A 20,391-nucleotide genomic window follows, 5' to 3' on the forward strand; every position below is an offset into this window, starting at 1 on the left:
AAATTACGCCATAGAGTTGTCTGCCGCTACTTTGGCGATAATGAGTAAATTAGGCAACAAAAAACGGCGCTGAAAGGTAAAAAAACAGCGCCACATTCACCGGGTGATTATCAGTAAAACAGACTCGGTAGCCATAGTGATATTTGTGGCACGAAAGCAATGATGATCACTGCGATAACCGCTATAAAGACTATCGGTGTCACCTTAGCCGTGATCCTTTCAAATGGTGTTTCTGCGATGGCTGAAGCAACGAACAGGTTTTCACCTAATGGTGGTGTTGAGAAACCAATCGAAAGGGTACAAATCATAACGACGCCAAAGTGTACTGGGTCGATACCAAGTGCGTAAGTTACTGGCAATAAAACCGGCGTTAAGATCATTATTGCCGCCAATGTTTCCATAAACATACCGACAAAGAGCAGAATGCCGATAATCAGCAACCAGATGATATAGGGGTTAGTCGTTAGAGTGGTGAGCGCTTCAACAATGACCACTGGGATCTGATTTTCAACTAACAAACGACCAAATGCCGTTGCGGTTAATAGTATCAGCATAATACGACCAGACAGCCAGGCAGTCGAATCTACGCATTTGGTGAACTCTTTCCATGTCAGTTCTTTGTGAATGAATATGCCGACAAACAACACATAGAAAATCGTGACTATCGCAGACTCAGTCGGTGTAAATAGACCTGTGTATATACCACCAAGGATCACTACCGGTGCGCTTAACGACCACTTCCCCTCACAGCAGGCTTGAAATGACTCACCGAAAGACCATTTATGGCTAGAACGCTCAATGTTGCTCTTTTTACAGTAGATATAATTATAAATCAGAATACCAAGAGACATGATTAGGCCAGGAATGACACCAGCTACAAACATTTTGCTAATAGAGACAGATTGGAACTGACCAAACTCGGCAATGGCTTCGAAAGGTGCAGCGATGCCCATTGCGGAGATGCCAAAGATGACCATTGGAATAGAAGGGGGAATGATGATGCCTAGTCCGCCTGATGCCGCAGTAATCGCAGCAGCATAATCTTTTCCATAGTTATGTTTGATCATGGCAGGAACCATTAGCATACCTACGGCTGCAGTGGTTGCTGGGCCAGATCCTGAGATCGCACCAAAGAAAATACAAGCAATGACCGTTGATGCGCCTATGCCGCCAGTGAAAGAACCGGAAAGTGTCTCCGCGATATGAACCAAGCGCTTGGATATTCCGGCGGCCTCCATTATTGCACCAGCAAAGATAAATGCTGGAATTGCCATAAGAGGAAAAGAACCAATGGCATTAAAACCGAGCTGAACCAGCTTTATTGGGTTTTGATCTAAGTGCAAATAGGAAAGAATCGAAGCACTTCCCAGAGCAACTGCTATTGGAGAACCTATGATGAGCAGAGCGAAAAAGGTTATGAAAAGAACAAAGGTAATGCTTAACGGGATCATGTCATCTCCTTAGTTTGTTTGCTCGCTACAGCAGCATTGCCGATAGCATTACGACCTGAAATTTTTTTGAGATTGACCTGTATATGACGCAGCGTCATGAGCAGAAAGGCGATTGGCATAATCAGATAAATGAATTTCATCGATATGCCTATCGTTTGTGATTTCCAATATAGATTCATTTTGTTGAAGACAAAGTCATAACTGAGATAGAAGAAGTAAAGGTTGAATGCCAGCCAGGCGACTTCAGCAAGAACTTTAAAAACAGCAACGACTTTGCCTGGTAAGTACTTATATTGGAAATCAATTCTATTATGTGCTTCGATTCGTATCGCTCTGCTGGCGCCAAAGAACACAAACCAAACAAATAGATAGACAGCAGACTCTTCGCTCCAACTAATGGAATGACTGAACAGCTCTCGAGCAATGATCTGGATAAATAAGATTGATGTAAATGCGATAAGTAAAAACCGACAAATGTAGTTTTCGAAGTTATCGATTAATTGTTTGAGCATACCACTTCCCTGTAAATAAGATGGGGGCGGCGCCCCCATCGACTGGATTGACGGTTATAACGTCTCGCGACCTAGTGCTTTCAATAATTCGTTAACACGCTCTTTACCACCGACTTCGTCGAAGTACTTAGGCCATACTTCCTGCTGAAGTTTGTCGATCCATTTTTGCTCATCTTCCAACTTACTTATCTTCATACCGTATTTGTCGATAAGGTTTTGTTTGATCTGGTCTTCTGTTTCAATCAGATACTGGTAGCTATAGGCTTCTGCTTCTTCACCTGCTTTATCAATCGCTTGTTTAACTTTATCTGACTGTGCTTGATATAAGCTTTCTGACATTAAAACGGGTTCGATTTGGAAAAGGTAGTGGGTCTCAGTAAGGTATTTTTGGATCTCACCAAACTTCATAGACTGGATAGCTGCATACGGAGTTTCTTGACCATCGACCACACCTTGCTGCAAGGCTGTGAAGGTTTCACTCCAGGCGATAGGGGTGGCGCCAATACCTAATGATTTGTAGGTGTCGAGAATGACCCTGTTCTTAGGCACGCGAACAGATAGCCCTTTAAGATCTTCCATTTTAGTTACTGGATGGTCGGAGTTAGTCAGGCGGCGGAAACCAGAGTAAGTCCACGAAACAATGCGCACATTGGCTTGTTTAAGAACGTCCTGCTCGATCTTCTTTGTGACTTCACTATCGAGCGCTTTTTTTGCATCTTCGACGTTGTGGAACATATACGGATAAGTAAACAAACCAATGGCTGGTGACAACGCGGCAAGGTTTGAACTGCCGACTACTGACATGTCAAGTAAGCCCATAGAAACGTCATTCACAGTCGCTTGCTCTGAGCCAAGTTGACCATTAACGAATAGTGCTGTTTCGATCTTACCTTCAGTTTCGCTGGCAAGAATGTCAGAAAATTTCTGTGCGATTACTTCTTGTGTTGAACCAGCACCATCGCCGATTGCAATATTCCATTTTGCAGCGTTGGCTGAGAACGATAAAAGTATTGCTGTACTTAAAAGAATCGTTTTTTTCATTGTTTCATCCCTTTATTGATTAGGTTTTATTAGTTTTGCTCGTTCGATAATTTCCTTCGATAGAATGTCTACTGCATCGAATACAGGAACATCAGATTTGATTTTGTCTTTGATTACTGACAGCTCAGTGCAGACTAGTGCTAAACAATCGACGTGTTTTTCCGCCATGTGTCTAAGCAAAGAATCGAGAGCTTTCAGGTCATTACCGGAAACTGACTGTGCTTTAATCGCTTTGATTAGCCCCATCAGTTGGTCCTGATAATTCGTATCCGGATACACCGGACGTAGCCTGTGGCTTTCGAAAACCGGGCCATATATATTGGTTATTTGAAGCGCCGTCGAACCAAGCACGCCGACGCTAATGCAGCCTTGACTGCGTATCTGTTGGGCGGTGATGTCGAGCAAATTGATGACTGGAACATCGACCGAGTCAGCGACATCTTGATAGTAGTAGTGCGCGGTATTACAAGGAATGACGAGAAAGTCCGCTCCCTGCTTCACCAAGCCTTGCGCCATTTCAATCATGCAAGGAGCTGGGCTTTCACCTGTGCCTTCAATGATTGCCTTGATTCTTGAAGGCACCTTCGGGTTATTGTCGACCAGCAGTCGAATATGACCACCGTCATCATCAGCGGGTGTTTGATTGAAAACGCGGTACATAAGGTCAATTGTTGCTTCTGGACCCATCCCACCAATCACACCTGGTGTTAGTTGATCACTCATAGCTGGCTTCTACCTCTTCAACAATAATTTTGGCGATTAGATTACAATCTGCTTCGTCAAAGGTAAGGGGAAGGCGCATGTCGAGCAGTGTTGCAAGCACTTGGTCGGCATTACTTAGAGTTACGCTGTCACCAAGGTAGGCCCAGCTATCGTATTTGCTGGTATAGCTTTCTGGAACATGGCTGCCAAACCACTTAATTACTACACCTCTATGCGCGCAACGTTCGATAAGTGACTCAAATTGGTGATACCCAAGGGAGGGGACACTAAACTGAATAGAACTGGCGACGAATTGTTCTTTATCCGAACGCTCTGTCAGGCGAATTTTATCGCAGCTTGCCAGTACTTCAGCGACGATGTCATGGCGTAAATTCCAGGCTTTGCAGTCTTCGTCCAACTTTGCGAGCTGCGGTAGCAAGGTTGCTGCTCTCAAGTTGTCCATCCGTCCACTGTAGTTAGGAGTGAGAAGGCGGACATCATCAAAAGCCTGCTTGTCGGGAGCGGCATGATGACGGTCATAGAGCATGTAGGATCCTGAGTAGATGATTGCCTTAGCCATGATCTTGTGATGTGGAGTAACCAAGAGGCCACCCTCTCCGGAATTCATGTGCTTATAGGTTTGTGTACTAAAGCAGGCGACATCTCCAAAGCTACCACTTAGTTTTCCGTTCCATTTTGCGCCCATGGTATGCGCGCAATCTTCAATCAAGGTCAAATCGTGGCGATGACAGATATCGATAACTCTATCCATATCAGCGATATGACCACGCATATGGGAAAGCAGTAAAAATTTAGCTCCGCTCTGGCTTGCCTTGTATTCAAGATCATCAAGGTCGATGCAGAGATTTTGGTCGATATCAACCAGTACTGGTGTTGCTCCAGCATTGTTTATTGCCCCTGGTACAGGCGCGAGGGTGAAGGCATTGCACAGTACGAGGTCTCCCTGAGTCACGCCAACGCAACGTAAAGCTATATGAAGTGCGTAACCACATGAAGCACATGCCAGACAGTTATCGACCCCCAGATACTTTGCAAAAGCGATCTCAAGGAGATCTGTGGTGCTTTTCTCGCCCTGTTCGACGTTGTAGCGATGCAATCGGCCTGATTGCATCACCTCGATGGCCAAAGCTATCCCTTCATCTGGAATAGGTGCTTGCTGAGTGAAAGACTTAGTGAACTTCTCCATTTACGCATCCTCTGAGCTGTAAGACTTCTGGTCATAAACTTCGAAGTCCCACTCCATCTCAGGGAAGTACTTTCTAAGTCTCCAATCGCAAGCGCGAGCGTGACCTTCCATACCTTCAGTTCGAGATATTCGAGAGCCAGCAGCACTGAACACTAAGTTTGCCTGATCACTTATTTGTTGGTATGTCAGCACTTTCATAAATTTCTGGACATTTAGGCCACCGCTGTAACGTGCGGCGCACTTAGTAGGTAGAATATGGTTGGTTCCAGAGCATTTATCGCCATGGGTGACAGTGCTACCTTCACCTAAGAAAAGAGATCCGTAGTTGTTGAGGTTATCTTTCCACCAATCTAGATCTTCAGTCATGACCTGAAGGTGCTCACAGGCATACTCGTCACTGATTCTGGCCAGTTGCTCTTTGTCTTCGCAGTAAATGATCTCGCCATAGTCACGCCATGAAGCTTCACATACATCTGCGTTCGGCATATCAGCAATAACAGCAGGCATAATGGCAGCAACTTCTTCGCCAATTTCACGGCAAGTGGTAAACAGCCAGACTGGTGAGTTGATTCCATGCTCAGCCTGAGAAACCAAATCGACAGCAATAGTCATAGGATCGGCGTATTGGTCTGCAATGATTGCTGATTCGGTAGGACCTGCAAACACATCTATGCCGACAGGGCCAAACAGTGCTCGTTTAGCTTCGGCAACATATGCGTTACCAGGGCCGACGATAATATCTACTTTGGGAGTACCGAACAGGCCATTAGCCATGGTTGCGATAGCATGAACTCCGCCCATCTCAAGAATGATGTCTGCTCCGGCAACATGCATTGCGTACGCTACTGCTGGGTTGATACTTTCACCGCGCGGCGGAGAGCAAGCGATGATATTTGGTACACCAGCAGCCTTCGCTGTAGCAACACTCATCAGCGCCGAGGCTGCGTGAGCATATCTTCCTCCTGGCACATAACATCCGGCAGCTTGAACTGGAAGTACCTTCTGACCTAAGGTTACACCTTGTTCAGTTTCGATAGAAAACTCTGTCAGACTATCACGCTGAGCTTGTGCAAATCGTTTAATCTGTTTATGGGCGAAGTCGATGTCATCCTTAACGCTTTGTGGTACTGAGTCGATGAGAAGTTGTAGCTTCTGCTTAGAAAGAACAAAGCCAGCTGTCCAGTTGTCGAATTTTTCTGCGTATTCAGCGACGGCCGTTTCACCTTCTAGTTCGATCTTCTTCAACATGCCTTCGACAATGTTTCGAGTCTCCAAATCATTGTCTACGGCGTCATCTTTTTTTAGTGCTTTTTTTAAAAATTCCATTTTACTTCCTTGAGAATGTTATCGAGTTACGTAAACGCAGGCCATTTAATGTCGCCGCAGCGTATAGGATTAAGATTGGTGTGACGCCCAGATGTTAAATCCATCTAAAATAGTGCGGATGTCTGATCACCAAACACCAACTCTTAATACCGTTTTGCTTTAAGTCAGCTCCTTCAGTGCTTATTCGTAATTGGCAAAATCGAAGCTGTCTCTGTAGCCAAAGAGTGCTTGGGCACCGCCCGTATGAACGAATACGATATTCTCTCCCGCCTTAAAATGTCCTTTGCGAATAAGGTCAATTAAGCCCGCAGCGCCTTTCCCTGAGTAGACTGGGTCAAGCAGGATGCCTTCATGGCGAGAAAATAGGTTAATCGCTTCGATAGTTGATGGGGCAGGGATTCCGTAACCTTCACCCACATAATCACAGTTGGCCACAACGTCTTCGCGTTTGACGGCATCAGCGGCGCCAAGGTGTTCGGCAGTTCGCTGAGCCAGCTTAAACACGTTGCCTTCCTGAGTAGGTTTGTCGACACGAACACCAACCCCAAGTACCGGAATGAGGCTGTTAGTTAGTGCAAAACCTGTGACGAGACCTGCTTGAGTTCCCGCACTGCCAGTGGCATGCACTACATGATCTACCTTGAGGTTAAGGTCATTGCATTGCTTAAGAATCTCCAGCGCGCAGTTGACGTAACCTAGTGCGCCGATATGGTTTGAACCGCCGCCAGGAACGATGTATGGTTTTTTGCCTTGAGCTCGTAGGGTGGCAGCAACATCTTCCATTGCTGCATTCATGTCAGTACCGCCAGCGTACTTAGATAACTTAGCGTTAAACAACTGATCGAGCATGACGTTACCATTGAACTTGTAGTCAGGGTCATCGCTGCCAGTACGATCTTCCAGTAGGACGTAGCATTCCATGTTGAGCTTGGTCGCGATGGCTGCAGTTTGACGGGCATGGTTTGATTGAGTGGCACCTTGCGTGATGATGGTATCTGCGCCTTGTTCAACCGCATCTGCCATTAGGAACTCAAGTTTACGAGTTTTATTACCGCCCCCGGCTAGGCCAGTACAGTCGTCTCTCTTGATCCAGATATTTGGACCGCCTAGCGCCTTACTTAGATTTTCCATTAGTTCCAGAGGTGTATCTAAGTGAGCAAAATTCAAACGAGGATAGCGTGCTAAATGCATCTCATATTCTCCTGTTGGTGTTTTAGTTAATGGCATAAAGAACATGCAATTAAATTAGCGTTTGAAGTGACTCGAAAGATAATGCTTTTTGTTAATAGGGTTGTTAACATCCGGTTACGGGCATAAAGGGAAGTCACAAAATTCGATCAGGAATAGTTAGATGGATTTAAAATGGATTGAAGACTTTTTGTACCTTTCTCAGTACGGAAGTTTTGCGAAGGCCGCCAAGGCAAGAAACATAACTCAACCTGCATTTGGTAGAAGAATCAAGTTATTAGAGGAGTGGGTTGGAGTCGATTTAGTGAATCGTAATACCTATCCAGCGACCTTTACTAAAGCTGGCTTTCGCTTTTTGAAACACGCCAACGAATTGAAACAACAGATTGATTACGCTCGCTTGGAAACAGCAAAACAAATTAACAATAACGAAACAAAGATCACATTCCATACTCAGCATTCATTGTCTGAATATGTCGTTAATAAAATGATCAATGAGAATTCAGATGCATTTAAAACAGCGATGATTTATGTCAATCCAAGCAATCTCCATGACTCAGTGCAGGCGTTTATTGACAACCGTTCTGACTTTTTAATTGGTTTGTCTTTTAATGGGGCGAGGATTTATATTCCAAACCCAGAAGTAGAGTCGGTGACAATCGGTTATGAACGCTTAGTTCCTATGGTGGCAACGTGTGAGAATGGCGCGCCACTGTATAGAGATATCGAGGCAGAGACAGTCCCTTTGTTAAATTACCCTTCAAGCACTTTCTTTGCTCAAGTATTAGAAAAGCATGGTTCTCTGCGTCAGAGTCGCTGTCAGTTCGAGGTTGTCTACGAGAATGCGGTGACACATTCCCTTAAATCTATGGTTCTTTCAGGACATGGTGTTGCCTGGTTACCTGAAGGGTTTGTTCAGGATGAGATAGATAAAGGGGTAATCACTCCTTTCTCTGATGCTATCTCACCTGTGAAGGCGAAGATAAAGTTGTACCGATTCTCGACCGAAGAGATGTCACCTGAAATGGCCCAATTGTGGCAGATATACTCGAATCAGCCTCTGGGTGAATAACTCAACGCAGACGCATTGTTCTTTGATAGGTAATCGCTATTGGTGTCAGGTTGTTTGACTTGTATAGCAATGCTATGTTGAACATTAAATAAACAAGGAGGTTAGCGATGAGTAAAGAGATTACCGGTGGTTGCTGTTGCGGCAGCGTGGCTTTTAAATTGAAAGATGAGTTTGCTAAGTTCTTCTTCTGTCACTGTGAGCAATGCCGGAAACTAACGGGATCTGCTCATGCCTCAAATCTGTTTACCGCGCCGGATAACATCGAGTGGTTAAAGGGGGAGGATAAGACCAAACGTTATCAACACCCGACTCGTTCGTTTGCCAAAGTGTTTTGCACCGATTGTGGTTCTGGATTGCCTTATCTGACAACCAGCGGCCGTTTCCTTATCGTTCCCGCTGGTAGTTTGAATGAAGAGCCGAGCAAATCATTAGACGCGCAGATTTTCTGTGAAGAGCAGGCTGACTGGCATAGAATTGGCGAGACAGCAAAGCGAGTTGAAGGTTTCGATAGGTAAATCCTACTCGGTATAATTTTCAAACTTGATATGACGGGGCGGTGGTAGTAACCTAATCAAAGGCTAGTTGGACGCCTGCCTCGCAAAAACGTTAGTGCCAACCTAAGCAAAATAGACATCGCAAGCATTTCACTTGCATATCATCCCACAACCTAGAGCGAGACGGTTGAATACGAGGAGGACGATATGCGTCATCAAGACAATCCTGATCTTCAACTTTGGCTGCGTGAAGCTAAAGTGTTACAACGCGCTGCTCAGTCAGCATCACTTTCAGACTCTTTACCAGTATTACGTCGCCTACTTGAAGCGAAAGTATTGATTAACATTTCTCTGCCACAGTTGAAGAGTAAAACCGAGATGATTCAACGCAAGCACCTACTGCAAATGCTGGCTGTGGAAAATGGGTCGAATTGCTGGGCGGATTTTAAGCACAAAATTGCATCAGGACCGCAGGGTTCAATGCGCCCCTACAGCGCAGAGTTGAGAGATGCGGGTTATCCGGTATTGTGGTTTTCTAGTACTGTAGAAGCGCAAAGCTATGCCGATAAAAATGGCGAAAAGGTAATCAAGGTTGGTCGCCAGGCCGCTGTTGCACCGGAAAAAACTGACTAATCGTTGGGGGCTCTTGCCCCCAACGATGATTTGATTATCTTTGACACTGACTAAGACTGGCGATCATTGCATTTAATACTGCGTTATAGTGTCCTTTACCTACGGCTATGTTTGCACCAAGCGGATCCATGGTACCGATAGTCTTAATGGTGGAGTTTTTGAATACACTGTTGACCATTTGAGGGTTATATTGAGGCTCGGTGAACACGCAGGTTACGCCTAACTCTTTTACGGTATCGCGAATCTCGGAAATTCTGGCTGGGCTTGGCTTAGATGCGTCGGAAACAGAAATCGCCCCTGAGGCTGATAGACTGAATCTCTGTTCAAAGTATTGGTAAGCGTCATGAAATACGATGAACTTAATGCCGTTTAATTCTTTCGCTTGCTGCTCAATATCGTCTGAGAGTTGATGCAATCGGCTAATCGTTGCTCTCGCGTTATCTTTGTACACTTGCTCATTCTGACTGTCAGTCTGTGCGAGCGTTTCGGCGATCACATTAACCCACACTTCCGCGTTTTTAGGGTCTAGCCACACATGTGGGTCATGACCTTGATGATGTCCATGCTGTTGCTCGTGAGCATGGTGATCTTCCTCTTTGTGATCTTGATGATCGTCATCATGCTCCTCATCATGGTGATGATGCGATTCGAAGGTTGCTCCTTCTCGGAAATCATAAAGCGTCGTTCCTTTCACTTCCATCATCTCAATCTTGTTGGCTGAACCGGCCAAGCTTGAAAGTGGTTTCTCCAACCAGGGCGTTAAACCTTCACCGATCCAAAACACCACATCGGCTTCTGAAAGGGCTTTAGCGTCTGATGGACGAAGATGGTATTCGTGTGGTGATACTTCAGGACGAATCAACAGTTCTGGTTCGGCAACCCCATCCATGACTTGTGCGACCAGAGAGTGTAACGGTGCGATATCAACCGCAACTTTTGGCGCCTGAGCATAACTGTGAGAGGCGAGTGCCAGACTGATAGCAGCGCCAGATATGGCTTTCTTAAGCATATTGTTTCCTTAATCGTTTTAATCGATAAACACCAAGTTTGGCATTTGTTTTGTTATGTTATAACATATCTAAAGTTTGCGGCGTAATGCAACTAACTTTGTTTGACGCAGCGTCCGACTTAAGTGCAGTTAGAGAGAAGAGAGATGTTGATTTCATCACATGGGTTGTCTGTGAAGTTTGGCAACCACCTCATTTTGGATCGAGTCAATTTGTCGCTCAGTCAGGGTGAGGTTGTGACTATCGTTGGTCCTAATGGCTCAGGAAAGTCGACATTATTGAAAACCCTGATTGGTGCGATTACGCCGTTTAGTGGCTACATAGAGCGGGCAAGAGATCTAAAACTCGGCTACGTCCCTCAACGTTTACATATTGATGAAACCTTACCGATGACGGTATTACGATTTTTAAACCTGCCGCTGCGTCACCCTAAACACGCAATTACCATGGCACTCAAGCGTGCAGGAGTCGTTGGGCTGGAGAAACAGCAGCTGATGTCCTTATCTGGTGGCCAGCTTCAACGGGTATTGCTGGCTCGGGCATTGTTGGATGAGCCGGAAGTCTTGCTGTTGGATGAGGCGACTCAGGGGCTGGATCAGCGCGGCATGATTGATTTCTATCAGCAAATTGACGCGATCCGCAAAGAGACTGGATGCGCGGTAATTATGGTCAGTCACGATCTGCATGTTGTCATGCGCCGAACAGACCGGGTTATCTGTCTAAATGGTTATGTCTGTTGCGAAGGGCTACCTGAGAAAGTGAGTGAATCGCCGGAATATAAAGCTTTGTTTGGTCTTGATGAGGGGGATGTGTTGGGCGTCTACAGACATCAAACCACCACTGGCAAGCTATATAAAGGAGCCTTAAATGCTGGATGATTTCATATGGAGAGCAGCGTTAGCCGGCGTGGGCGTTACCTTAGCTGCAGCCCCTCTTGGTTGTTTCATTGTCTGGCGCAGAATGGCCTATTTCGGCGATGCCACTGCGCACGCATCAATGTTAGGCGTCGCTCTGTCTCTCTCTTTTTCATTACCGATTTTCCCGGGAGTGCTGTTTATTGCCTTGATTATGGCAATAACAGTCTCGACCTTTAGCGGACGTGGCTACGCCATGGATACCTTGCTTGGTGTGATTGCACATTCCGCTCTGGCGATTGGCCTTGTCGCAGTCTCGTTCCTTTCAGGCGTTCGTCTTGATCTGATGGCTTACTTATTTGGCGACATTCTCGCGGTCAGCAAGATGGATTTACTGGTGATCTGGGTTGGCACCTTAGTGGTCATTGGGCTTATCAGCTTACGCTGGTCGGGGTTGCTACTTTCGACAATGAATAAAGACTTAGCACTCGCAAGCGGCTTTTCTCCTAAGCGAGAGCAACTGATTCTGACGATTGCATTGGCGCTGGTCGTGGCCGTTGCGATTAAGGTCGTTGGTGTATTACTGATTGTCGCGATGCTGATCATTCCGGCAGCAACTGCTCGCCCATTCAGCCGGACTCCGGAAATCATGGTAGTTTTCGCCGCCTTGATAGGCAGCTCAGCCAGTGTTGCTGGTCTGCACGTTTCTTATGTAATCGATACGCCGACCGGGCCAACTATGGTGTGCGTCGCCACCGCATTGTTTGTAGTATCCAGTTTGATTTTTAAGCTCAGGAACAGCTTACAGTTGGCCGGAAAGCAAACCATTCGACAATGACTTTTAACAGGGAGTGAAAAAGTATGAGCCTAGATACGGTGATAGAACCCGTGCCAGTTGAAATAAGTAAGGTGCAGCCAATTGATATTGCGCCGGGCATTCTAACCGAGATTTATCAGCCGCAGTATAACCTGGCACTGTGGAAGCGAACTCTGACAGCGGACCTAACGACGAATATTGAACAGTTGTTACAAGAGCAGAGTCACTTAGCGTTAGTGCAAACCGTCACACCTGATGATGCTGCACAATGGATTAAAAGTAAGCTTGAGGGGCATGCTTGTGCCGACGCTTTGGGCGAAGATATCGCACTTATCGTCGATATGTTCTGTTGCCTGTTCGATGTCCGAGAAGCGGGGCTGCGCCTGACGGCACTTGATACACCTATGTGCCCTAAGTTCCATGTCGACCATGTTCCTTGTCGTTTAGTTTCCACCTATGTTGGCACTGCGACACAGTGGCTGAACAATGATGATGTTGACCGCACGAAACTAGGGGCTGGAAGTCTTGGCCAACCCGATCATGTGTCGGGACTGATAAAAAATGGAGACGTCATTCAGCAGATGCAACCCGGTGATGTTGCGTTGCTTAAAGGCAGTGGCTGGGAAGGTAACGAAGAAACCGGGCTGGTGCACCGTTCTCCACAACGGCTTAATGATGAGCGACGTCTGTTATTGACATTGGATCTGGTGTAATCCCTATGAACGATTCTCGCACCATTATTGCTCATGTGGAGAACAGCTGTAAGGCGCGTGGCAAACACCTGACGTCAAAACGCAAGCTGGTGTTGCGCGCTCTTATCCATGCCAACAAAGCTTTGTCTGCCTATGAATTGGTAGACTATTGCAACACACATTTCTCTCAGAATATTCAAGCGATGTCTGTGTATCGTATTCTCGACTTTCTTGAGAATGAACATTTCGCCCATAAACTCAAAGTGTCCAACAAATATATCGTTTGTTCACACATCCTGTGCGAGCACGAACATGGAATTCCTCAGTTTTTCATCTGCTCGAAATGTAACAAAATCAGCGAACAGGTTATCGACCCTAAGATGATTAATGGACTTCAGTCTCACGCCAAACAACAAGGGTTCACCGTTGTCCGTCCACAACTTGAAATAGACTGCGTGTGTGATGAATGCGCTAAGAAGTCTTAATTAACCCAGTTTGCCCAGTGGACTGTGAGCCCTTCACCGTGATCCCCCAACAATTTAGTTTCAGCTGAACGGAGACCGAGAAACAAGATGTCAACGACGCTTATTATAAATGCCCGAGTAGTAAACGAAGGAACCATTACCGAAAGGGATGTGCGAATAGTCAATCAGTGCATTGAAACCATAGCCACCAAAATACCAGCGAAAGCCGGTGACAATGTCATTGATGCTCAAGGGTGTTATCTGTTACCGGGAATGATTGATGACCAGGTTCATTTTCGAGAGCCGGGGTTAACCCATAAAGGCACAATCGCAAGTGAGTCGCGAGCTGCAGTTGCTGGTGGTATCACTAGTTATATGGAGATGCCAAATGTGGCTCCTGCGACAACGACAATTGAAGCGCTGGAGCGCAAGTTCGCGATTGCACAACAGAGCTCACTAGCCAACTACTCGTTTTATCTGGGGGCGACGGAAGACAACCTAGCGCAAATCAAACAGCTTGACCCAAAAAAGCATTGTGGCGTGAAGGTCTTCATGGGGGCGTCAACGGGAGACTTATTGGTTGAAGACCCGAAAGCTTTGAATGATATCTTCCGTGATTCACCAGTCCTTATTGTTACCCACTGTGAAAGTGGGGCAGTTATTGCCCAGAATAGCAATAAACTGCTGCGACAGAAGTCGTCATTAACCATTGATGATCACCCAGTATTGCGCGATGACGAATCTTGCTACGCTTCTTCTTCCTACGCGGTTGAACTGGCAAAAAAGCATAACAGCCAGTTGCATGTTCTGCACATTACAACCGAAAAAGAACTTGCTCTGTTTGAGTCGGGACCAATAGAAAATAAGCGTATTACGGCGGAAGCCTGTGTTCATCACCTATGGTTTAGTAACAAAGACTACGCCTCGCTGGGAAACCAAATCAAATGCAATCCGGCTATCAAGAGCCAGAGTGACAGAGATGCGCTACTCAAGGCATTAAACACGGGCCAGATAGATATCATCGCGACAGATCACGCCCCTCATACCTGGCAAGAAAAGCAAGTGCCCTATGAACAGGCGCCGGCGGGCTTACCTTTGGTTCAACATGCGTTGCTGACACTGTTTGATCACGTGAATCGAGGCGCGATGACTATGACTCAAGTGGTCGAAAAGACTGCTCATAACCCAGCGATTCGTTATGGAATTCAGCAGCGTGGATTTATCCGAGAAGGTTACTTCGCCGATTTGGTGCTGGTGGACACATCGACACCTACATTAGTCACTCCGGATAATAATCTCTATCACTGCGGTTGGTCGCCTTTTACCGGTCATAAGTTTTCCGCCAGTATCAAAAACACTTGGGTGAATGGCGCACTAATGTATGACGGAAAAGAGGTAATTAACACCACCTCAGCCGCTATGCGTCTGTCATTTGAGCGCTAGTCAGCATGCTTGTCGCTGATTTTATTAGATAATCTGGAGCACCAACAATGAAAAAACCACAAGAGCGTATGTCAGGCATCCCGACTAACATCATTACCGGATTTCTGGGGGTGGGGAAAACATCCGCGATATTAAATCTGTTGGCAAACAAGCCAGATAATGAACGCTGGGCGGTTCTCGTCAATGAGTTTGGTGAGATTGGTGTCGATGGTAGTTTGGTTCAGGGCCAGCAACGTGAAGAGCAGCAAGTATTCATTCGTGAAGTGCCGGGTGGTTGTATGTGCTGCGCAGCGGGCCTGCCGATGCAGATTGCTCTTAACCAGCTACTCAACGAGGCCAGACCTGAACGCCTATTGATAGAGCCAACGGGGTTAGGTCATCCCAAAGAAGTGCTGCAAGTATTATCGAGCGAGCACTACCGTCAGGTACTCTCATTACAAAAGAACATCACCCTGGTTGATGCGCGCCGCATCTCTGAATCTCGTTATACCGAGCATGATACCTTTAACCAGCAAATCGCCATTGCGGATACGGTGGTGGGCAACAAAGCGGATCTTTATCAACCGGGCGACTCAGATAAATTAACCGCTTATGTCGCAGAGGTGGGCAGGCCAGAAACAAAGGTTCTATTTGCAGAGCATGGTGTGATTCCTTTTGCAGAGTTTGAAGGTCTAAGCCGTATTCATGAACAGCCGAATCATCATCACCACCATCATCAGAGTAAACCTCTGGCCTCTGAGGTGCCGATGCCTGAGAGCGGTATGCTTAAAGCCAGCAATGAAGGTGAAGGTTTTCAGAGTGTTGGTTGGCGATTCTCCGCTGAAAAAATTTTTGATCGCCACAAGCTGCTCACACTGCTGCTAGAGCTCAAAGTTGAACGGATGAAAGCGGTATTTATTACCCATAATGGACTATTTGGTTATAACCTCACTTCAGACGGCCTGATGGAAATAGAGTTGGATGAATGCGCAGAAAGTCGCATTGAGCTTATCTCTGAACAGATGGATTCAGATTTTGAGCAACAGCTGTTAAGTTGTGTTGGTTAGGTGGCGTTAAACGATCAAATACAAGCCCTCAACGGGTATTTCACTAGAGGGCTTGTGGAGTTCGGCAAGGAGCAATATCAAGGCTTGTTGACTGAGACTAACTGTTTCTCAGCCAACGCCATCGCGATGTTTGCCTTGCTATAGGCACTCTCATTAATAAAGTGCGGGTAAACGTCTTGCTCACCTTGCCAGTGAACGTCATAACCAAAAAATGTGGCTAGCAGAGGTTCTCCAGGTTTGACGGCTTCAAAGTCCCGACCACAAACGGTTGGGTGAATCATAGCCTGACGCATACCAGAACTATCAAGAGGATACGTGATTTCCTGCGTATAGTAGTACGCAGTGTAGTTGCTCAGTTCCCCCAACTGATTGAGGTTATGTTTTTCAACGAAGTCCAGCACAGCAGTCAGCATTTCTTTCATCAATTCCAGAGTACCGTATTGCAGTGAGCCATGAGACTGGGCTCCGACCTCTATCATAACTCCATACTCCCCACAGGTGCATAAATAAGGGAGTTCGTTCCATGGCTTGTGGCTCTCGAAGAGGATGTTTGCTGCTGGCATTCGTTGTTTTACGTAAGCGCCCATTTTTCGGTAGAAAGGATTCTCTGAAAGCAGAATCAGTGTTGCGCCCATATTGCTGGTCGTATTGTGAAGATCCACAATCAGTTGATTATTGTTGCTCGCATATTTATCAATGAATTGGCGGGCAAGTAGCGCTTCATTAGAGGGGCAACTTGTCGCATCAGATCGCGTTGCAAACTGGCGGTTTAAATCGTTATCCATATAGCGACATTGATGTCTGACTGCTGTCGGATTTGCAATGACAGAAGTGCTGGAAAAGGTTGAACGGTCGGCAATAAAGAGTCCTTCTTCGATGAGTTTATGCGTATAAATTCCAGACAGTTCGTTACCGTGCGTTCCCGCAACGATCAGGATGTTACTCAGTTTGTCCACGTTGATGATTTCCCTAGTGACTAAATTTAGTGAGCGCTTAGAGCTCACTGTCATCGAAACACCGAATTTATTGGGTTTGCGATATGAATTGTTATGTTATAACATATCTTCAAAGTGGTTTTTGTCAATGTATAGAATTTTTATGAATAAGTTTAGAATCATCGCTGCAGCAACCGCTACAGCCGCTTTATCCATAGCCTTTCTTATTCCCAAGTCAAACGAACCGATACAATCCTTTGAAATCAGCCCCGCCGAAGAGTTACATCCAAAGGCTGATTTGCCTGAACCACAGCCAGAGCAAGGCACTCAGCCCTCCCAAATCCAGTACATTGTCAAAGTTGGGGATACGTTGAGTGGTATCTTTTCCCAGTTGAATATCTCATATGCCACCCTGCAAGAAGTTCTGGTTGTCGATTCTGACCATCTAAAACTGGATATGATTAAGCCCGGTGAGCAACTAGAGTTTGTCATTGATGCTACTGGCCAGCTCATGAGGCTGAAGTATCATCTGAGTCTGGTGGAAAGTGCCGTTTACTCACGAGAAGCGAATGGATCTTTTTCCTATCAGTTTAAAGAGATACCCGGTGAATGGCGTGAGTCTTTATTTTCGGGAAAGGTTGAGGGTAGCTTTTCTCTTTCTGCATATCGCTTAGGTTTGTCATCGACGCAAATCGCCAATATCACTCGTGTCCTGAGAGATAAAATCGATTTTTCACGCTCGTTGAGAGCAGGCGATCAATTCGATATCTTAGTTAAACAACAGTTTCTGGCAGATCATCCGACCGGTAACAGTGAAATCAAAGCGATTTCTTTTAAGTTAGCCAAAGGAGAAGTTGCCGCATTTTTAGCCGAGGATGGCCGGTTCTATGATAGAGACGGAAACAGTCTTGAAAGAGCATTCAACCGTTACCCGGTAGACAAACAATACCGTCGAATTACCTCGGCGTTTAATCCTAAACGTAAGCATCCAGTGACAGGAAGGGTGACGCCACATAACGGAACCGACTTTGCCACGCCTGTTGGCGCTCCTGTCTATTCGACGGGAGATGGCAGAGTACTTGCCCTGAGGGATCATCCTTATGCTGGCAAATACATTGTGATTGAACATAACAGTGTCTATAAAACCCGCTATCTCCACCTGAGTAAGTTTCTTGTTAAGCGTGGTCAAACAGTCAAACGTGGACAAAAGATAGCTATCTCAGGAGCCACTGGACGTTTAACAGGACCGCATTTACATTTCGAAGTGCTCGTACGCAATCGCCCGGTTGACGCAATGAAAGCGGATCTTCCAATCGCCCGATCGCTGCCGACTAAAGATAAAGACTCTTTTTTAGCACGTATCTCTGAGTTTGACTCTTTGGTCAGTGAACGCAACAAAGAGGTCTAACCTTGGCTGAGCTAGAGCAGCCAATGGTTACTTTAACGTTCAGTTCCGAAAATGGCGTAAGTTCTAGATCGTATTCGTTAACATGAGTTGCAGTTAATACAGAGCAAGCTAAGGAACGGATCGTTATGTTTAAAGACCTACACAGAAATGAAAAGCCACTGATTATTTGTAATGTATGGGACGTTGCCAGCGCGCTGATCGCCGAACAGCAGGGCTTTTCAGCCATTGGCACTTCCAGTGCTGCGATTGCGAGTATGTTGGGGCAAGAAGATGGGGAGCAAATCGAATTTCAACAGCTGCTATCGATTGTTGACTCGATTTGCAAGGCATCGAGCTTACCGCTTACGGTTGATATTGAATCTGGTTACGGTGACACGCCACAAATCATTGCCAACAACATTATCCAGCTCGCCGAGTTAGGTGTGGTGGGAATCAATATCGAAGACAGTGTTGTTGTCGACGGTCAAAGAGCGCTGTGTGATGCGGAATCATTCGGTCGAACACTTCAATCGGTAACTACCCAGCTCAATAATGCCGGTGTCGAAGTGTTCATCAACGTCAGAAGTGATACCTATCTGCTCAATGTAGACAATACCCTTAAAGCGAGTATCGAAAGAGCAAACATCTATCAAAATTCTGGGGCGGACGGTTTGTTTCTGCCTTGCATCCAACAACCCAATGATATTAAAAAGGTTGTTAATAGCACTGCGCTACCTGTCAATGTTATGTGCGTTCCTGACCTGCCTGACTTCGCAACACTGGAAAAACTAGGTGTAAAACGCATCAGTATGGGTAATTATGTCCATCAGGCGATGTTAGCATCACTGTCATCGAAGCTGATTTCAATCGTTAAGGAGAACTCATTCTCGCCTTTATTCGTCTAGCCTGTGTAATCTTTTAAACGTAGGTGGGTAAGAGGGTGGGGCTGACGACTACCAAGCAAAAGGAAAGCAATATTTATGGACAAGTTTACCATGCTGAAACAGTTGGGAGCTGGAGATTTTCAGCACCTTAATGGCTCACTTGAAGCTCACTTAAAAGGCACCCAAGCGGTGCTCAATGAGTGGAACAGTAGTGAGTTGCTTCAAACAGCAGGTCTGTTTCACGCTGCCTACGGTACCGCAGGGTTTGATGAAAATATGGTTTCGTTAAACCAGCGTCAAGAGATTGCGCAGGTAATAGGCGATGCTGAAGAGGCTCTGGTGTACCTATATTGTTCATGTGATCGAGACTTTGTATTTGCTCAGTTTGGTAACGTTGACCCTATTGAATTTAAAGACCGTTTTAATGGTAAGTTGTTTACACTAAAGCCTCAAACCGCCAAGCAATTGTGTGAGTTGACGGTCGCGAATGAGCTGGAATTGGTCTATTCGAGTGAAGAGCTCAAGGCTAAATATGGTTCTGAACTGCTCGAGCTATTCCAAAGGATGGATGATTACTTAAGCCCTCAAGCTCGTAGTGCGTACCGCAGTGCTTTGTCAGACCTGGTAACTTAATGAGAGAGCTTGCCGTTAGCGAGCTATCTTAACAGCGAATGAGGGAGTACATAGACATGCTAATCGAAACGCCTAATTTGAAGATTCGCCCGTTTCAGGCAGAAGATCTCGAAGCGGTGTATAAGTATATGTCTGATACACAGGTGACCTATTACCTGCCTGAAGGCACAATGACAAAATCTGATGTGGCGTCCTTTATTGCAGATAATCAAAAAGCATTCGCTATCTGCAATAAAAATAACGGTAAGTTGATGGGGCATATTGAGTTTTATGCCTGGTTTGGTGACCATACTTATGAGATAGGCTGGGCGATAAATCCTGAGTTTCACAGATGTGGTGTTGCTTATGAAGCGGCATTCGCAGCGCTAAAGTATGGCTTCCAACAACTTGGTATCCACAGGGTTATCGCCACCGCACAACCTGAAAATAAGGCGTCTTACCGATTGATGGAGAAACTCGGTATGGTGCGAGAAGGGCACTTTAGGCAGTGTATTCCCAAAGGGAACGGTGTATGGTGGGATGAGTATTTTTATTCTATGCTGGCTGAGGATTTTAAGCGTCCTTTAGTTCAGGAGCGATAGCTTAGTTTTAGTTATTTAGGCT

22 protein-coding genes are annotated in these 20,391 nt (G+C 45.9%); 13 read left to right on the forward strand and 9 right to left on the reverse strand.

The window, feature by feature from the left end:
• Positions 1-110: 110 nt before the first annotated feature.
• From RH46_RS01185 to cuyA, 7 genes are all read right to left on the reverse strand, one after another.
• Entirely contained in the window at positions 111-1,451 is a 1,341-nt protein-coding gene (locus RH46_RS01185; RefSeq protein WP_006877559.1) for a TRAP transporter large permease, read from the reverse strand.
• Positions 1,448-1,963 (reverse strand): TRAP transporter small permease, encoded by a 516-nt coding sequence (locus RH46_RS01190; protein ID WP_006877560.1) that lies wholly within the window; start codon positions 1,961-1,963, stop codon positions 1,448-1,450. Before RH46_RS01190 ends, RH46_RS01185 begins: the two co-directional genes overlap by 4 nt.
• Positions 1,964-2,017: 54 nt before the next feature.
• Positions 2,018-3,004 carry a TRAP transporter substrate-binding protein gene (locus RH46_RS01195; protein WP_006877561.1) on the reverse strand — a complete coding sequence of 329 codons (987 nt, stop codon included), beginning with the start codon at positions 3,002-3,004 and terminating at the stop codon, positions 2,018-2,020.
• A gap of 12 nt (positions 3,005-3,016) precedes the next feature.
• On the reverse strand, positions 3,017-3,727 hold the full coding sequence (gene cuyB / locus RH46_RS01200; RefSeq protein WP_006877562.1) for a cysteate racemase: 711 nt from the start codon (positions 3,725-3,727) through the stop codon (positions 3,017-3,019).
• Positions 3,720-4,913: a DegT/DnrJ/EryC1/StrS family aminotransferase gene (locus tag RH46_RS01205; protein ID WP_006877563.1), complete on the reverse strand. Its 1,194-nt coding sequence runs from the start codon at positions 4,911-4,913 to the stop codon at positions 3,720-3,722. Before RH46_RS01205 ends, cuyB begins: the two co-directional genes overlap by 8 nt.
• Positions 4,914-6,239, reverse strand: coding sequence for a histidinol dehydrogenase (gene hisD, locus RH46_RS01210; protein ID WP_006877564.1), 1,326 nt, complete (start codon positions 6,237-6,239; stop codon positions 4,914-4,916).
• 180 nt (positions 6,240-6,419) lie between these two features.
• Positions 6,420-7,430, reverse strand: coding sequence for a D-cysteate sulfo-lyase (gene cuyA, locus RH46_RS01215; protein ID WP_006877565.1), 1,011 nt, complete (start codon positions 7,428-7,430; stop codon positions 6,420-6,422).
• Positions 7,431-7,590: 160 nt separating this feature from the next.
• On the opposite strand from cuyA, the gene RH46_RS01220 reads away from it, so the two are divergent.
• The 3 genes from RH46_RS01220 (at position 7,591) to RH46_RS01230 (ending at position 9,626) form a co-directional block, all read left to right on the forward strand.
• Positions 7,591-8,499 (forward strand): LysR family transcriptional regulator, encoded by a 909-nt coding sequence (locus RH46_RS01220; protein WP_006877566.1) that lies wholly within the window; start codon positions 7,591-7,593, stop codon positions 8,497-8,499.
• A 107-nt stretch (positions 8,500-8,606) separates the two neighbouring features.
• Positions 8,607-9,014: a GFA family protein gene (locus RH46_RS01225; RefSeq protein WP_006877567.1), complete on the forward strand. Its 408-nt coding sequence runs from the start codon at positions 8,607-8,609 to the stop codon at positions 9,012-9,014.
• A 186-nt stretch (positions 9,015-9,200) separates the two neighbouring features.
• A complete protein-coding gene (locus RH46_RS01230) occupies positions 9,201-9,626 on the forward strand; it encodes a hypothetical protein (RefSeq protein ID WP_006877568.1) in 426 nt (141 codons plus the stop codon).
• 34 nt (positions 9,627-9,660) lie between these two features.
• On the opposite strand, the gene RH46_RS01235 is transcribed toward RH46_RS01230, so the two are convergent.
• On the reverse strand, positions 9,661-10,635 hold the full coding sequence (locus tag RH46_RS01235; RefSeq protein WP_006877569.1) for a zinc ABC transporter substrate-binding protein: 975 nt from the start codon (positions 10,633-10,635) through the stop codon (positions 9,661-9,663).
• 144 nt (positions 10,636-10,779) lie between these two features.
• Between RH46_RS01235 and RH46_RS01240 the strand changes: the two genes are divergently transcribed.
• From RH46_RS01240 to RH46_RS01265, 6 genes are all read left to right on the forward strand, one after another.
• Positions 10,780-11,511: an ATP-binding cassette domain-containing protein gene (locus tag RH46_RS01240; RefSeq protein WP_006877570.1), complete on the forward strand. Its 732-nt coding sequence runs from the start codon at positions 10,780-10,782 to the stop codon at positions 11,509-11,511.
• Positions 11,501-12,325, forward strand: coding sequence for a metal ABC transporter permease (locus RH46_RS01245; RefSeq protein ID WP_006877571.1), 825 nt, complete (start codon positions 11,501-11,503; stop codon positions 12,323-12,325). The genes RH46_RS01240 and RH46_RS01245 overlap by 11 nt, the downstream gene beginning before the upstream one ends.
• A 23-nt stretch (positions 12,326-12,348) precedes the next feature.
• Entirely contained in the window at positions 12,349-13,017 is a 669-nt protein-coding gene (locus tag RH46_RS01250) for a DUF1826 domain-containing protein (RefSeq protein WP_006877572.1), read from the forward strand.
• Positions 13,018-13,022: 5 nt separating this feature from the next.
• Complete coding sequence (locus RH46_RS01255; protein WP_006877573.1) at positions 13,023-13,481, forward strand: Fur family transcriptional regulator; 459 nt, start codon at positions 13,023-13,025, stop codon at positions 13,479-13,481.
• 87 nt (positions 13,482-13,568) lie between these two features.
• Positions 13,569-14,903: a dihydroorotase gene (locus RH46_RS01260; RefSeq protein ID WP_006877574.1), complete on the forward strand. Its 1,335-nt coding sequence runs from the start codon at positions 13,569-13,571 to the stop codon at positions 14,901-14,903.
• A 47-nt stretch (positions 14,904-14,950) separates the two neighbouring features.
• A complete protein-coding gene (locus RH46_RS01265) occupies positions 14,951-15,949 on the forward strand; it encodes a CobW family GTP-binding protein (protein ID WP_006877575.1) in 999 nt (332 codons plus the stop codon).
• Positions 15,950-16,026: 77 nt separating this feature from the next.
• Here the strand turns inward: RH46_RS01265 and RH46_RS01270 are convergent, their stop codons facing one another.
• Positions 16,027-16,905 carry an aspartoacylase gene (locus tag RH46_RS01270; RefSeq protein WP_006877576.1) on the reverse strand — a complete coding sequence of 293 codons (879 nt, stop codon included), beginning with the start codon at positions 16,903-16,905 and terminating at the stop codon, positions 16,027-16,029.
• Positions 16,906-17,047: 142 nt separating this feature from the next.
• On the opposite strand from RH46_RS01270, the gene RH46_RS01275 reads away from it, so the two are divergent.
• The 4 genes from RH46_RS01275 to RH46_RS01290 all read left to right on the forward strand — a co-directional run bounded on the left by RH46_RS01275 (position 17,048) and on the right by RH46_RS01290 (position 20,369).
• Entirely contained in the window at positions 17,048-18,292 is a 1,245-nt protein-coding gene (locus RH46_RS01275) for a peptidoglycan DD-metalloendopeptidase family protein (RefSeq protein WP_040894789.1), read from the forward strand.
• A gap of 125 nt (positions 18,293-18,417) precedes the next feature.
• On the forward strand, positions 18,418-19,176 hold the full coding sequence (locus RH46_RS01280) for an isocitrate lyase/PEP mutase family protein (protein WP_006877579.1): 759 nt from the start codon (positions 18,418-18,420) through the stop codon (positions 19,174-19,176).
• A gap of 75 nt (positions 19,177-19,251) precedes the next feature.
• Positions 19,252-19,788, forward strand: coding sequence for a DUF6817 domain-containing protein (locus RH46_RS01285; protein ID WP_006877580.1), 537 nt, complete (start codon positions 19,252-19,254; stop codon positions 19,786-19,788).
• Positions 19,789-19,844: 56 nt separating this feature from the next.
• Positions 19,845-20,369 carry a GNAT family N-acetyltransferase gene (locus RH46_RS01290; RefSeq protein ID WP_006877581.1) on the forward strand — a complete coding sequence of 175 codons (525 nt, stop codon included), beginning with the start codon at positions 19,845-19,847 and terminating at the stop codon, positions 20,367-20,369.
• Positions 20,370-20,391: the final 22 nt, after the last annotated feature.

This window comes from Vibrio brasiliensis LMG 20546 (assembly GCF_000189255.1).
Lineage (GTDB): Bacteria > Pseudomonadota > Gammaproteobacteria > Enterobacterales > Vibrionaceae > Vibrio > Vibrio brasiliensis.

What these genes read in the sequence shown, in the direction of transcription:
- RH46_RS01185 (WP_006877559.1), bottom strand. Translation starts at nt 1,451, where the DNA reads ATGATCCCGTTAAGCATTACCTTTGTTCTTTTCATAACCTTTTTCGCT.
- RH46_RS01190 (WP_006877560.1), bottom strand. Translation starts at nt 1,963, where the DNA reads ATGCTCAAACAATTAATCGATAACTTCGAAAACTACATTTGTCGGTTT.
- RH46_RS01195 (WP_006877561.1), bottom strand. Translation starts at nt 3,004, where the DNA reads ATGAAAAAAACGATTCTTTTAAGTACAGCAATACTTTTATCGTTCTCA.
- cuyB (WP_006877562.1), bottom strand. Translation starts at nt 3,727, where the DNA reads ATGAGTGATCAACTAACACCAGGTGTGATTGGTGGGATGGGTCCAGAA.
- RH46_RS01205 (WP_006877563.1), bottom strand. Translation starts at nt 4,913, where the DNA reads ATGGAGAAGTTCACTAAGTCTTTCACTCAGCAAGCACCTATTCCAGAT.
- hisD (WP_006877564.1), bottom strand. Translation starts at nt 6,239, where the DNA reads ATGGAATTTTTAAAAAAAGCACTAAAAAAAGATGACGCCGTAGACAAT.
- cuyA (WP_006877565.1), bottom strand. Translation starts at nt 7,430, where the DNA reads ATGCATTTAGCACGCTATCCTCGTTTGAATTTTGCTCACTTAGATACA.
- RH46_RS01220 (WP_006877566.1), top strand. Translation starts at nt 7,591, where the DNA reads ATGGATTTAAAATGGATTGAAGACTTTTTGTACCTTTCTCAGTACGGA.
- RH46_RS01225 (WP_006877567.1), top strand. Translation starts at nt 8,607, where the DNA reads ATGAGTAAAGAGATTACCGGTGGTTGCTGTTGCGGCAGCGTGGCTTTT.
- RH46_RS01230 (WP_006877568.1), top strand. Translation starts at nt 9,201, where the DNA reads ATGCGTCATCAAGACAATCCTGATCTTCAACTTTGGCTGCGTGAAGCT.
- RH46_RS01235 (WP_006877569.1), bottom strand. Translation starts at nt 10,635, where the DNA reads ATGCTTAAGAAAGCCATATCTGGCGCTGCTATCAGTCTGGCACTCGCC.
- RH46_RS01240 (WP_006877570.1), top strand. Translation starts at nt 10,780, where the DNA reads ATGTTGATTTCATCACATGGGTTGTCTGTGAAGTTTGGCAACCACCTC.
- RH46_RS01245 (WP_006877571.1), top strand. Translation starts at nt 11,501, where the DNA reads ATGCTGGATGATTTCATATGGAGAGCAGCGTTAGCCGGCGTGGGCGTT.
- RH46_RS01250 (WP_006877572.1), top strand. Translation starts at nt 12,349, where the DNA reads ATGAGCCTAGATACGGTGATAGAACCCGTGCCAGTTGAAATAAGTAAG.
- RH46_RS01255 (WP_006877573.1), top strand. Translation starts at nt 13,023, where the DNA reads ATGAACGATTCTCGCACCATTATTGCTCATGTGGAGAACAGCTGTAAG.
- RH46_RS01260 (WP_006877574.1), top strand. Translation starts at nt 13,569, where the DNA reads ATGTCAACGACGCTTATTATAAATGCCCGAGTAGTAAACGAAGGAACC.
- RH46_RS01265 (WP_006877575.1), top strand. Translation starts at nt 14,951, where the DNA reads ATGAAAAAACCACAAGAGCGTATGTCAGGCATCCCGACTAACATCATT.
- RH46_RS01275 (WP_040894789.1), top strand. Translation starts at nt 17,048, where the DNA reads ATGAATAAGTTTAGAATCATCGCTGCAGCAACCGCTACAGCCGCTTTA.
- RH46_RS01280 (WP_006877579.1), top strand. Translation starts at nt 18,418, where the DNA reads ATGTTTAAAGACCTACACAGAAATGAAAAGCCACTGATTATTTGTAAT.
- RH46_RS01285 (WP_006877580.1), top strand. Translation starts at nt 19,252, where the DNA reads ATGGACAAGTTTACCATGCTGAAACAGTTGGGAGCTGGAGATTTTCAG.
- RH46_RS01290 (WP_006877581.1), top strand. Translation starts at nt 19,845, where the DNA reads ATGCTAATCGAAACGCCTAATTTGAAGATTCGCCCGTTTCAGGCAGAA.